The sequence below is a fragment of the Alcaligenes nematophilus genome (assembly GCF_026344155.1).
Classification (GTDB): Bacteria; Pseudomonadota; Gammaproteobacteria; order Burkholderiales; family Burkholderiaceae_B; genus Alcaligenes; species Alcaligenes phenolicus.
Genome location: NZ_JAPKMZ010000001.1, coordinates 55311 through 67715, shown reverse-complemented (window position 1 = coordinate 67715; position 12405 = coordinate 55311). Strand labels below are relative to the sequence as shown.

The 12405-nt window shown below is 56.3% G+C and carries 11 protein-coding genes; 2 read left to right on the top strand and 9 right to left on the bottom strand.

The window, feature by feature from the left end; translation table 11 throughout:
* Window positions 1–111 precede the first annotated feature (111 nt).
* The 4 genes from fumC to OSH04_RS00265 are packed head-to-tail and all read right to left on the bottom strand — an operon-like array spanning window position 112 to window position 4380.
* Window positions 112–1509, bottom strand: a complete 1398-nt coding sequence (gene fumC / locus OSH04_RS00280) for a class II fumarate hydratase (RefSeq protein ID WP_026482570.1) — start codon at window positions 1507–1509, stop codon at window positions 112–114.
* A 50-nt stretch (window positions 1510–1559) separates the two neighbouring features.
* Window positions 1560–2603, bottom strand: a complete 1044-nt coding sequence (locus OSH04_RS00275; protein WP_060185072.1) for a type I glyceraldehyde-3-phosphate dehydrogenase — start codon at window positions 2601–2603, stop codon at window positions 1560–1562.
* Between the two features lie 13 nt (window positions 2604–2616).
* On the bottom strand, window positions 2617–3405 hold the full coding sequence (locus tag OSH04_RS00270) for an SDR family oxidoreductase (RefSeq protein ID WP_266107705.1): 789 nt from the start codon (window positions 3403–3405) through the stop codon (window positions 2617–2619).
* Between the two features lie 3 nt (window positions 3406–3408).
* A complete protein-coding gene (locus OSH04_RS00265) occupies window positions 3409–4380 on the bottom strand; it encodes a D-2-hydroxyacid dehydrogenase (RefSeq protein WP_247966809.1) in 972 nt (323 codons plus the stop codon).
* 154 nt (window positions 4381–4534) lie between these two features.
* On the opposite strand from OSH04_RS00265, the gene OSH04_RS00260 reads away from it, so the two are divergent.
* Together OSH04_RS00260 and OSH04_RS00255 are read left to right on the top strand one after the other, a co-directional pair.
* A complete protein-coding gene (locus OSH04_RS00260) occupies window positions 4535–6445 on the top strand; it encodes a S9 family peptidase (RefSeq protein WP_009453968.1) in 1911 nt (636 codons plus the stop codon).
* A gap of 60 nt (window positions 6446–6505) precedes the next feature.
* Window positions 6506–7120, top strand: coding sequence for a glutathione S-transferase family protein (locus OSH04_RS00255; protein ID WP_266107704.1), 615 nt, complete (start codon window positions 6506–6508; stop codon window positions 7118–7120).
* 246 nt (window positions 7121–7366) lie between these two features.
* On the opposite strand, the gene OSH04_RS00250 is transcribed toward OSH04_RS00255, so the two are convergent.
* The 5 genes from OSH04_RS00250 to OSH04_RS00230 all read right to left on the bottom strand — a co-directional run bounded on the left by OSH04_RS00250 (window position 7367) and on the right by OSH04_RS00230 (window position 12208).
* Window positions 7367–8068 (bottom strand): ABC transporter ATP-binding protein, encoded by a 702-nt coding sequence (locus OSH04_RS00250; protein WP_009453966.1) that lies wholly within the window; start codon window positions 8066–8068, stop codon window positions 7367–7369.
* Window positions 8069–8833: a high-affinity branched-chain amino acid ABC transporter ATP-binding protein LivG gene (gene livG / locus OSH04_RS00245; protein WP_035271558.1), complete on the bottom strand. Its 765-nt coding sequence runs from the start codon at window positions 8831–8833 to the stop codon at window positions 8069–8071.
* The gene (gene livM / locus OSH04_RS00240) at window positions 8830–10053 is read right to left on the bottom strand and encodes a high-affinity branched-chain amino acid ABC transporter permease LivM (RefSeq protein ID WP_226348658.1); all 1224 of its coding nucleotides are present in this window, start codon (window positions 10051–10053) and stop codon (window positions 8830–8832) included. The genes livG and livM overlap by 4 nt, the downstream gene beginning before the upstream one ends.
* Window positions 10053–10982 carry a high-affinity branched-chain amino acid ABC transporter permease LivH gene (gene livH / locus OSH04_RS00235; RefSeq protein ID WP_266107703.1) on the bottom strand — a complete coding sequence of 310 codons (930 nt, stop codon included), beginning with the start codon at window positions 10980–10982 and terminating at the stop codon, window positions 10053–10055. The genes livM and livH overlap by 1 nt, the downstream gene beginning before the upstream one ends.
* A gap of 104 nt (window positions 10983–11086) precedes the next feature.
* Window positions 11087–12208, bottom strand: coding sequence for a high-affinity branched-chain amino acid ABC transporter substrate-binding protein (locus tag OSH04_RS00230; protein ID WP_035271556.1), 1122 nt, complete (start codon window positions 12206–12208; stop codon window positions 11087–11089).
* Window positions 12209–12405 lie beyond the last annotated feature (197 nt).

Here is a 12405-nt window from a genome sequence, read left to right as displayed (position 1 = left end):
ATAGGTGGGATGGAACACTCCCCTACTCTTTCATAGGGACAAATGGCTACGCTGTTTACGTATTCGCCCCATTGAAGGGGCGAATACGCTCAAGCACAAGCGAGGCTGAATTTAGCCTGGGTGGGTCATATCCAGTGGCACAATCCACTGATCGTACTGCTCGTTAGTCAGATAGCCGGATTTCAGGGCGGACTCACGCAGGGTCAGGCCTTCCTTGTGGGCTGTCTTGGCGATGTAGGCGGCCTTGTCGTAGCCGATGTGACGGTTCAGGGCGGTGACCAGCATCAGGTTCTGGTCCAGATTGTGCTGGATCTTTTCCATGACAGGCTCCAGACCTTGAGCGCAATGCTCGTCAAAAGCCAGGCATGCGTCGCTGATCAGGGCAATGCTTTCCAGCACATTGTGCACCATCACAGGTTTGTAGACGTTCAACTGGAAATTGCCCTGGCTGCCGGCAAAGCCCACCGCCGCGTCGTTACCGTACACCTGCACGGCCACCATGGTCAGCGCTTCGCACTGAGTGGGGTTGACCTTGCCGGGCATGATGGAGGAACCGGGCTCGTTCTCGGGAATTTGCAGCTCGCCAATCCCGCAGCGAGGGCCGCTGGCCAGCCAGCGCACGTCGTTAGCCATCTTCATCAAGGCACCGGCCAGGGTACGCAGGGAGGCGGACAGGTTCACCAGCGCGTCGTGAGCCGACAGCGCAAAGAACTTGTTTTCAGCCGCCTGGAATGGCAGGCCTGTGATCTTGGCAATATGGGCTGCTGTGCGTTCGCCAAACTGGGGATGGGCGTTCAGACCCGTACCCACGGCGGTGCCACCAATCGCCAGTTGGTAGATACCGTCCAGAGCCTTGTCCACGGTTTGCAGGCCGAAATCAATCTGCGCCACCCAGGCACCAATTTCCTGGCCCAGCGTGATGGGCGTGGCATCTTGCAAGTGGGTACGGCCGGTTTTCACAATGCTGTTGAATTGTTTGGCTTTGGCGGCCAGAGTGTCGCGCAACTGGCCTACGTCTTTGCGCAGGCGGCGCTGACATTCCAGACCCACGGCAATGTACATGGCGGTGGGGAAAGTATCGTTGGAGGATTGGCCGCGGTTCACGTGGTCATTCGGGTGGACGGGCTTTTTGCTGCCCTTCTCGCCACCAGCCAGCTCAATGGCGCGGTTGGAGATCACCTCGTTCACGTTCATATTGCTTTGCGTACCAGAACCGGTCTGGAACACGACCAAGGGAAACTCGGTATCCCACTGGCCCGCAATCACTTCATCAGCCGCTTTTACAATCAGCTGGGCCAGTTCGTCGGGCAATTCGCCCAGTTCCTGGTTGGCCAAGGCTGTGGATTTTTTCAGGATGCCCAGCGACTCGATCATGCTGCGGCCCCACTGGAAGCGATCACGGCCAATTGGGAAGTTCTGGATCGAGCGCTGTGTCTGCGCGCCCCAATAGTGGTCGGCGGGAACCTCAATGGTTCCCATGGAATCCTGTTCAATACGTGTCGTACTCATCATGGCTCCTGTAAGAATTCGGAAGACAGTTCAGTTTGAAGATGGGGTGTTCACGGCTGGCGCAAGAAGCGCGCAGCCCACACACAGGCAATATCAAGCATGCGGTTGGAAAACCCCCATTCGTTGTCAAACCAGACCAGCATATTGACCAGCCCATCCCCATTGGTTCGGGTTTGCGAGCCGTCCACCACACCGGAGTGCGGGTTGTGATTGAAGTCGATCGAGGCATGGGCCTGATCGGAGTAGTCCAGAATACCAGGCCATTGCTGCGCCGCTTTCTGGAACAACTGGTTGATTTCATCCCGGCTGGTGTCGCGTTCCAGGTTGACCATCAGATCAATGGCCGACACGTTCAAGATAGGGACGCGTATGGATTTGGCCTGAACTTTGCCTTTTAGTTGCGGTAACAGCCGCTCTACGCCAGTTGCCAGCCCGGTAGAGACTGGAATCATGGATTGCAAGGCGGAACGGGTGCGGGCCAGATCGCTGCTGTGGTAGCCGTCGATCATGGGTTGATCGTTCATGACCGAGTGCAGCGTGCTTAAAAAGGCGTGGCGTATGCCGAAAGTCTTATCCAGTTCAGCCAGAACCGGGATGATGGCATTGGTGGTGCAGGAGGCGTTGGAGACAATCCGTTCGTCGCCTTGCAACTGTTCATGGTTAATACCCAGCACAGCGGTGAAATCCACGTCCTGGGCACTATTGCCGGGATTGGATACCAGCACACGCGGGCAACCGGCGTCCAGAAATTGCTGCAGCTGGGCTCGACTGCCAAAGGCACCACTGCATTCGATCAGCATGTCCAGATCCAGCGCCGCCCAGTCTATGGATTTCGGGTCGGTTTCATGCAGCACCCGGATGGCCTTATCCCCCACAATCAGCTCGTGTTCGTTGTGCTCTACCTGGGCCGGAAATACGCCGTGGGTCGAATCAAAGCGCGTCAGATACGCCATGGTGGCTATGGTGGCGGGCTCGTTAATGACCACGACATCAAATTCCTGGCGTCGTGGGGATTCGTAAATGGCGCGCAGCAGGCAACGGCCTATGCGGCCATAGCCATTGATCGCGATGCGGATGGGACGAGGTAGCGGCATGGTCAGGGAACAATCAGAAAGTAATGGAGAAACCGCCGTCTACAACCACGATATGGCCATTGACATAGGAAGCAGCCGGAGAGGCCAGAAACACAGCGGCAGCGCGGATTTCGTCCGGCTTGGCCCAGCGTCCCAAGGGGTTGCGGCCAACCACTAAAGGACCTTTGACGGGGTCTTGAGCCAGAGTGGCATTGGTTTCCGTGGCAAAGGTGCCGGGGGCGATGCCATTGCTGGTAATGCCCTGCCCGCCAAATTCTACGGCCAGTGCTCGTACCATGCCGGCCAGACCCTGCTTGGCAACCGGGTAAATAGCGTCGCCTGGGCGAGCCAGTGGGCCTGCAATGGAGGTCAAGGTCACAATACGGCCGTGCCGGGTCTGAGCCTCGAGCATGGCTTGGGCCGCGTACTTGGACAGTTTCAGCGTAGCCAGCAGGTCTACATTCAGCAAATGCTCCACATCGTCCCAATCGGCATCCTGCAAGCGGCTGCGTAGTCGCACGCCCACATTGTTCACCAGAATATCGGGAGTGCCGACGCGCTGGCATAGGGCTTGATAGGAGTCTGGCAAGGAGTCCAGATCGGCCAGATCATGTTCCCAGGTATCCACCTGGGCACCGCCAGCTGCAAGCTCGTTGGCAAGAGGCAGGAGTTTACTGGCCTTACGACCATGCAAAATCACATGGGCGCCATGGGCGGCGTAGGCACGGGCGATTTCCAGGCCCAGACCGGCGGACGAGCCGGTCACCAGCGCACAGCGACCAGCGAGGGAGAAATTGGCTTGGTAGAAGCTTAAATCAGTCATTATTTACAGCGTATGGCGTGCTTGGCCGCGGTGGAAAGCAACAATGTTTTCGATCAACTGGTTTGCCAGGGCCTGCATGGCCTCCTGACTGGCCCAGCCTATATGCGGCGTCAAAATGTAATTGGGTAAGTCTAACAAGCGCATCAGGATATGGTCAGCGGGTGGCGGCTCGGGCGTGCAAACATCAATGCCTGCACCACCCAGCCAGCCCTGCCGCAAGGCGTGCTCCAGTGCCTGATTGTCGATCAGCCCGCCACGGGCGGTATTGATCAGCAAGGGGCGGCGTGCGGCCATACGCTCGAACTCGGCCATGCCCAGCATGTTTTGTGTTTCAGCAGTCAGGGGGCAATGCAGGGAGAGGACGTCGGCTTGCTCCAGCACTTGCTCAAAGGGCAAGCGGTCATCCGCATTGCTGACGATGGTCTGGCCACGGCGTTGAGCAAAGATGACTTTCATGCCCAGGGCTCGCCCCATGGTGGCGACGGCCTGCCCCAGAGAGCCAGAGCCAATCAGCCCTAAGGTGGAGCCTGCCAGATCACGGATGGGATAGTCGAAATAACAGAACTGCTGGGCTTCTTGCCAGCGGCCTTCCTTGACGGACTGGCGGTAGGCGCAGATATTGCGGCGTAGGGCAAAGATCAGCGCAAAAACGTGCTCCGGAACACTGCGCACGGCATAGTCGCGGATATTGCTGACCACAATGCCGCGTTCACGGGCGGCATCCAGATCAATATTGTCGCTACCCGTGGCGGCCAATGCGATCATTTTCAAGTTGGGCGCGGCCTGCAAATGCTCGCGGCGGAGTGCCACTTTATTGCTGATGACAATGTCGGCATCGGCAATACGTTCGGCCACTTGATCGGGAGCGGTACGTCCGTAAACTTGCAGTTCATGCTTAAAGGGAACCTGCGGCAGCTCTACGCTGTCTGACAGTGTTTCCCTATCCAGAAAAACGATACGAGTCAAAGAAGTCATGCCTGTCCTTGTCCTTGAGCTGCCCCTGGCATTCTGGCCCTATTTTCAGAGGGTTCTTGCCTTTGCTTGGGACCATCATCCGATATAGTAATGGGATTGATACAGGCTTGTCCCTGGTCTCACCCTCATAACCCTGTTTTATAGGTTATTGCTTATGCTCTTGTCCCTCTTGCTCTCTTTGGGCGCCCACGCCCTGATACCGGATAACGTCGCGAGCACCACTCCCCCACTGTACGACATTCGGGACTTCTTTCAGAATCCCAAGCGTAGCGGTTTCCGGATTTCGGATCAGGGGCGCATGATCGGCTTTATGGAGCCCGTCAAGATCGACGGTCACCCCGCCCGTCAGAATATCTTTGTGCAAGAGTTAAAAGGCAGTGAGCCTGTGGGCGAGGCTCGCCGCGTCACCGCCGAACATCAGCGCGATATTGCCGAGTACTTCTGGAAAGGCGATGAAACCGTTATTTATGCCAAGGACGTCAATGGCGATGAGAACTATCACGTTCTGGCGGTGAACGTGCTGACTGGCAAAGTCACGGACCTGACGCCGCTGGAAGGCGTACGTGCCGGGGTGCAGGACGATTTGCCGGACGACCCGGAGCATATTCTGGTGTCGCACAACGGCCGTAATCCGGAAGTATTCGACGTCTACAAGGTCAATGTCCTGACCGGTGAAAGCACATTGGCGGCCGAGAACCCCGGTGATGTACTGGGCTGGAGCACAGACCACCAAGGTCGGGTGCGCATGGCGATTTCGATCTCGGGCGTGGATTCCGAACTGCGTTATCGCGACAGCGATTCCGAGCCGTTCCGCAGCATTTTGCAAACGGACTTCCGCACGGAAGTCAGCCCTCTATTTTTTCATGCCGACAATCAGCGCTTCTACGCCTTGAGCAACCGTGGTCGTGACACCTTGGCCTTGGTCTTGATTGACCCTGCCAAGCCGGATGAAGAAGAAAAAATCTACGAATTACCTGATCACGATCTGATGGGAGCTGGCTATTCTCGCCTGCGTCAGGTGTTGACTTCAGTGGATTATTACACCGACAAACCCGGTCAGCATTTCTTTGACGAGCACAGCGAGAAAATCCACGCCGCCATCGCCCGCCAATTGCCGGGCTACGAGATCAGCATTCAGTCCATCACACGCGATGAAAAGAAAATGATTGTGGCCAGCTACAGTGATCGCAATCCAGGTTCACGCTACCTTTACGATGTGGACAGCAATAGCTTGCACAAACTGGCTGTAATCAACAGTGCCTTGCCTGAAAGCGATATGGCGGTCATGCACCCTATCGAATTTACGGCACGTGACGGCATGAAGATTCACGGCTACCTGAGCCTGCCTTTGGGTGTCCCCAGCCGTAATCTGCCTGTGGTCATCAACCCGCACGGCGGCCCGTGGGCGCGTGATTACTGGGGCTTTAACCCCGAGGTGCAGTTCCTGGCCAACCGTGGCTACGCTGTCTTGCAAATCAACTTCCGCAGTTCGACCGGTTATGGACGCAAGTTCTGGGAAGCGGGTTTCAAGCAATGGGGCCTGAGCATGCAGGACGACATTACCGATGGCGTTCAGTGGCTGATCGATCAAAAGATTGCTGACCCCAAGCGCATCGCCATTTACGGCGCCAGCTACGGTGGATATGCGACCTTGGCCGGTATCGTCAAAACCCCGGACTTGTACGCTGCGGCGGTGGACTATGTGGGCGTGTCCAACTTGCTGACCTTCATGAATACCATCCCGCCGTACTGGAAGCCTTTGCTGGTGAAAATGCATGCCATGGTAGGTGATCCGGAAAAGGATAAAGAGCTGCTGGAAGCCAACTCCCCCGTTTTACATGCCGACAAGATCCGCACTCCCTTATTTATCGCCCAGGGCGCACACGACCCACGGGTGAACAAGGCAGAAAGTGACCAGATGGTTGCCGCTTTGAAAGCGCGTGGTGTGGATGTGGAGTACATGGTCAAGGATAACGAAGGCCACGGCTTCCATAACGACGAGAACAAGTTCGAGTTTTACGAGCGTATGGAGCGCTTCCTGGCTCGCCACCTGCAGCCTCGATGATTTTGGAGTGGCGCGACATGCTCGCGCCATTTGTTTATCGCACTTTTGGAAAGAGAACTTATGAAACTGTATTACATGACTGGTGCTTGTCCTTTGGTGACCCGCATTGCATTGGAGTGGATAGGCAAGCCGTTTGAATCCCAGCGCGTCAGCCGCGACGAGCTGCAGCAAGAAGAATTCCTGAAACTGAACCCCAACGGCGCTGTGCCTGTTCTGGTCGATGGTGATCTGGTTCTGACACAAAGCATCGCCATTCTGGAATACCTGAACGAGAAGAACCCGCAAGCCAATTTGATTGGCAGCACCATCGAACAACGCTTTGAAGCCCGCCGTTGGCTGGCCTTCCTGAACGCCGAAATCCACCGCAACGTGGGTGTGGTGTTCGGTACGCATCGCTACGCGGATCAGGAAGCGACCCAGGCCGAAGTCAAGGCCAAGACCGCTGCCTTGCTGACCAAGCAACTGGGCGTGATCGACAAGCACCTGGAAGGCAAAGAAACCTTGTCGGGCTCCTTGTCCGTGGCTGATGCTTACCTGTACGTGGTACTGCGCTGGGCTGGTCTGATGAAGCTGGACCTGTCGGGCATGAAGAACCTGAACGCTTTCTTTGCTCGCATGGAGCAAAATGAAGGCGTGAAGGCGGCGTTGCGCGGCGAAGGCTTGTTGAAGGATTAAGTCGTTTCGCAGCTAGCGATATAAGTTTTCAGGGGATGCTGTCGTGTTCTGCTCCCCTGAAGCGTCCGGCAAGCATATCGACAGCTTTTAGTTCTGGTGCGAACGGCCTTGTTCTGACTTGTCACCCGAATAAAAAAAACCTGAATCCAGCAAAAGCTGAGATTCAGGTTTTTTTCAAGCACGTAAATTAAAGCGTGCCTTAAATCGATGACGCTCTACCGCTTTGAGACTGCATTCGCTGGCTGTCTAAGCCCCCAAATACGCCTTCCGAATATCCGGATTCGCCAGCAGATTGGCGCCGGTATCCTGCATCACTACCTTGCCGGTTTCCAGCACATAGCCACGGTCTGCGACTTGCAGGGCCTTATTGGCATTCTGCTCTACCAGAAACACCGTCACGCCTTCATCCCGAATGGTACGGATGATGTCAAAGATCTGGGCGATGATCAGCGGGGCCAGGCCCAAGGTAGGTTCGTCCAGCAGCAGCAAGGACGGTTTGCTCATCAGTGCGCGACCGATGGCCAGCATTTGCTGCTCACCACCTGACATGGTTCCTGCTCGTTGCGCAGCGCGTTCTTTCAGGCGGGGGAACAGTTTGTAGACGTGCTCCTCTCCTTCGTCGATCTCGCTGCGGTTCAGAAAGAAACCGCCCATCTTCAGGTTTTCCGACACGGTCAGGTCTGGAAAGACGCGACGGCCTTCAGGAGAGATGGCGATGCCTTTGCGCATGATGCGGTGCGTGTCGGCGTGGGTGATGTCTTCGCCCATGAAGCTGATGCTGCCCGAGCTGGCTCGGGGCGAGCCGCAAACGGTCATGAGCAAGGTGGTTTTGCCAGCGCCATTCGCGCCAATCAGGGTGACGATCTCGCCCTGATTCACGTCCACGCTAACTTGATCCAGCGCCTGAATAGCGCCGTAATGGGTAGATACGGAGTCCAGCTTCAGCACTTATTCTTCCCCCAGATAGGCTTTGATGACGCGCGGATCATTGCGCACTTCTTCAGGCAGGCCGGTGGCAATGGGTTTGCCATATTCCATAACCAGGATCCGGTCTGATACGCCCATAACCAGGCTCATATCGTGCTCGATCAGCAGGACGGCCACGCCAAATTCGCGGCGCAGTTGGTCGATCAGGGCTTGCAGATCGCGTTTTTCTTGGGGATTCAGGCCCGCCGCAGGTTCGTCCAGCATCAGCAAGCGCGGCTGGGTGATCATGCAACGTGCAATTTCCAGGCGGCGCTGGTGGCCGTAGGCCAGGTTGCCCGCTTCACGGTTGGCCATATCGGTCAGGCCCATGAAGTCCAGCCATGTCACCGCACGCTCTTTAGCTTCCTTTTCGGACTGCTTGTAGCGTGACAGGTTCAGCAGACCGGACAAAAAGCCGGCCTTGAGCTGGCTGTGCTGGGCAACCAGCAGGTTCTCCAGCACCGTCAGCTTCTTGAACAGACGCACGTTCTGGAAAGTACGTACCAGGCCTTTTTGTGCCACCTTGTGGCTGGACAGGCCGTGAATGGGCTGGTCTTCCAGGGTGACGGAACCGGAAGTGGGCTTGTAAAAGCCGCCTACGCAGTTAAATACCGTGGTTTTACCGGCGCCGTTGGGGCCGATGATGGCAAACACTTCGTCTTTAGCCACATCGAAGCTGACGGAATCCACCGCCAGCAAGCCACCAAAACGCATCGACAGATCGGATACTCGGAGTAATGGGCTCACGTACGCAACTCCACATGAGGACGTTGCACAGGCAGCAGGCCCTGTGGACGCCAAACCATCATGGCCACCATGACCAGACCAAAAATCAACATCCGATACTCCGCAAACTCTCGGGCCAGTTCAGGGACCACAGTCAGCACAATGGCCGCCAGAATAACGCCGATTTGTGAACCCATACCACCCAGCACCACGATGGCCAGGATCAGGGCGGATTCAATAAAGGTGAAGGACTCTGGGTTGACCAGACCTTGACGGGCGGCAAAGAAAGCACCACCAAAACCGGCAAACATGGCACCCATGGTAAAGGCGGACAGTTTGATGGTGGTGGGGTTCAGACCCAGCGAGCGGCAAGCAATCTCGTCTTCGCGCAGGGCTTCCCAGGCACGGCCAATAGGCATGCGCACCACACGGCTGGAAACCAGCAGGGTGATCAGGGCCAGCGCCAGGGCCATCAAGTACAGATACACCACCACGTCCTGGTTACTGAAGGTCCAGCCCATCAGGTCATGGAAGGTGGTCTGCCCTTCTGGCGCACGGCGTGCCATGGGGAAACCGAATACGGTTGGCTTGGGGATACCGGAGATGCCATCCGGGCCGCCGGTCAGGTCATACATATTGATGAGCAAGAGGCGAATGATTTCACCAAAACCCAGGGTGACGATAGCCAGATAGTCGCCACGCAAGCGCAGCACGGGGAAACCCAGCAGAAAGCCGAACAGGGCCGCCATACCACCCGCTAATGGCAGTGCTTCCCAGAAGCCCCAGCCTGCGTAGTGATAGAGCAAGGCGTAAGTGTAGGCACCCACGGCGTAAAAGCCCACAAAACCCAGGTCCAGCAGGCCAGCAAAGCCCACCACGATATTCAGCCCCAGGCCCAGCATGATGTAGATCAGCACCAGGGTGGCAATATCCACCTGGGCACGCCCACCAAAAAAGGGCCAGACCACGGCACAAGCGATCACGATGTACAGCAGGATCTTCTTGTGCTGCATGCTCAGTTTGGGCAGCGTCCAGCGGCTTTCACGTATCTTGGTGCGATTGACGTTAGGACGGATCAGCTGGACCACAAAGACCAGTGCCATACCGATCAGAATGATCTGCCAATCGCTTTCCAGATGGGTGTTCATCCCGGCGCGCACAATTTGCAGGCCAAAGACGGGAGCCACAATAATGCCTGCCAAGACAGCGGCGATAAATGCATTGCTAAAGCGGTTCATCATCAGACTTTCTCCACCTCGGGTTTACCCAGCAGGCCCGTTGGGCGGAACAGCAGGATAAAGACCAACAGTAAAAAGGCCACGATGTCCTTGTACTGCGACGAAATAAAGGCAGCGGCAAAGGTTTCTGCCAGACCCAGCAGGACACCGCCCAGCATGGCGCCCGGGATGCTGCCAATACCGCCCAGCACGGCTGCCGTAAAGGCCTTGATACCGGCAATAAAGCCGATGAAGGGGTTCAGCTTGCCAATGGCGGTGGCAATCAGCACGCCGCCCACGGCAGCCAGCATGGCGCCGATGACAAAGGTAAAGGAGATGATTTTATTGGTGTCGATACCCAGCAGGTTGGCCATGCGCAAGTCTTGTGAACATGCACGCGAGGCGCGACCCAGACGCGAGTACTTGATGTAGAGGCTGAGCATGATCATCAGCACCACGGTCACGACAATGATCATGACGCGTGAGTATGGCGCCGTGACGGTAAAGCCGTCTGCGCCCAGGCTGAACTGAAAGGAGCCGGACAGCAAGGTGGGCACTGCCATATCGCGTGCGCCCTGGCCCAGGGCAACCCAGTTCTGCAAGAAAATGGACATACCAATGGCCGAGATCAGCGGGACCAGCCGAGGGCTGCCACGCAGCGGTGCATAGGCAACTTTTTCAATCGCATAGCCGTAAACCGCGGTTGCCAGGATGGCAACCAGCAACATGATAAGAATGATCAGCCAGATGGGCAGACCCGAGCCTACGCCAATCGCAGTCAGGGTTACCAGCCCGACATAGGCGCCGATCATGTAGATCTCGCCGTGGGCAAAGTTAATCATTCCGATAATGCCATAGACCATTGTGTAGCCGATGGCGATCAGTGCATAAATAGCGCCCAAGGATAATCCATTGAACAGCTGCTGCACGATCTGAGGGAGTAAATCAGACATGCTTGTTTTTTTCCGTTGAGTCCGTCGTTTTGTTCTGAGGCTTTGTGGGCATCCAAAAGCAATGCCCCCGTTCTTCGTAAAGAGCGGGGGCACATAATCCAGTCTTATTTCTCAACTAGATCAAAGTTACCTTCTTTATCCCACTTGAAAACGGCAAATTCGAAATGCTTCAAATCACCCTTGGCGTCGTATTCTACCTTGCCAATGGCGGTATTGAACGCATTAGCGTGCATGTAGTCGGCTCCCTTGGCCGAATCTTCGCCTACCGCATTGATTGTATCGGCAATAATTTGCACGGCCGCGTAGGCCGGGAAGGTAAAGGCCCCGTTAGGATTGCGCTTGTATTTGCTGAAGTTTTCCATCACATCCTTGTTGGCCGGCATCTTGGTGAAGTCGGTTGGCAAGGTCACCAGCAAACCTTCCACTGCCGGACCGGCAATGGCGACCAGGTCGCGGTTGGCAACGCCTTCCGGACCCATGAAGGTGTTGGTCATGCCTTGTTCACGCGCCTGACGCAGCAGCAGGCCCAGCTCGGCATGGTAACCACCGAAATAAATCAGATCGGGGTTCACGCCCTTGAGCTTGGTGATCACGGCCGAGTAATCGCTGTCACCGACGTTAATGCCCTCGTACATGACAATGTTCATGTTCTTTTTCTTGAGCGCGTCACGCACTTGCGTGGCAACCCCGGAGCCGTAAGTCTGCTTGTCGTGCAGGACGGCAATGCTCTTGGGCTTGAGGACGTCAGCAATGTAGTCGGCCGCAAAGGGGCCTTGCTGGTCGTCACGACCAATGGTGCGGAAAAAGTAATGGGGCTTGATGGTGTCGGTGACCAGAGGCGAGGTCGCACCGGGAGTAATCGCCACAATGCCTTCCTGCTCGTAAATGTTCACGGCGGGCACCGTGGTTCCCGAGCACGCGTGGGCCACGGCGAATTTCGCGCCGGAGTTGACCACACGGTTGGCTGCAGGCACAGCCTGTTTGGGTTCGCACGCATCGTCAATCAGGACGGCTTCCAGCTTTTTGCCTTTGACACCCCCTGCTGCGTTAATCGCGTCAATTGCGGTCAATGCACCGGCCTGGATTTGGTCACCATATTGGGTGGAGGGACCAGTCATGGGTTGAGGGATACCAATTTTGATGGTGTCCGCCGCATAGGCGGTGCCCATGGCCAGTACGGTGGCCAAGGCGGTCAGAGCGGGGGTAAAGCGTCGAGTAAGGGTCATAGCAGCTGTCTCCCGAGGCCGGGGGTTCCCGGCATTGCTTTTTAGAAAGTGCTTATTCTGGGGTCTGGATAGGCATTGTTATGCTCCAGGGGAACCCATTTTGGGGGAGCCGCCTAAAACTTGTCACTTCGTATAAGCCCTAGCGCCCTGCTTATTTATTTTGAAAATAACGAGGCATTGTTAACAGGGTGTTTCCA

Bases quoted from the DNA above. Each gene is read 5' to 3' on its own strand.
- fumC (WP_026482570.1), bottom strand. From the start codon at position 1,509: ATGAGTACGACACGTATTGAACAGGATTCCATGGGAACCATTGAGGTT.
- OSH04_RS00275 (WP_060185072.1), bottom strand. From the start codon at position 2,603: ATGCCGCTACCTCGTCCCATCCGCATCGCGATCAATGGCTATGGCCGC.
- OSH04_RS00270 (WP_266107705.1), bottom strand. From the start codon at position 3,405: ATGACTGATTTAAGCTTCTACCAAGCCAATTTCTCCCTCGCTGGTCGC.
- OSH04_RS00265 (WP_247966809.1), bottom strand. From the start codon at position 4,380: ATGACTTCTTTGACTCGTATCGTTTTTCTGGATAGGGAAACACTGTCA.
- OSH04_RS00260 (WP_009453968.1), top strand. From the start codon at position 4,535: ATGCTCTTGTCCCTCTTGCTCTCTTTGGGCGCCCACGCCCTGATACCG.
- OSH04_RS00255 (WP_266107704.1), top strand. From the start codon at position 6,506: ATGAAACTGTATTACATGACTGGTGCTTGTCCTTTGGTGACCCGCATT.
- livM (WP_226348658.1), bottom strand. From the start codon at position 10,053: ATGATGAACCGCTTTAGCAATGCATTTATCGCCGCTGTCTTGGCAGGC.
- livH (WP_266107703.1), bottom strand. From the start codon at position 10,982: ATGTCTGATTTACTCCCTCAGATCGTGCAGCAGCTGTTCAATGGATTA.
- OSH04_RS00230 (WP_035271556.1), bottom strand. From the start codon at position 12,208: ATGACCCTTACTCGACGCTTTACCCCCGCTCTGACCGCCTTGGCCACC.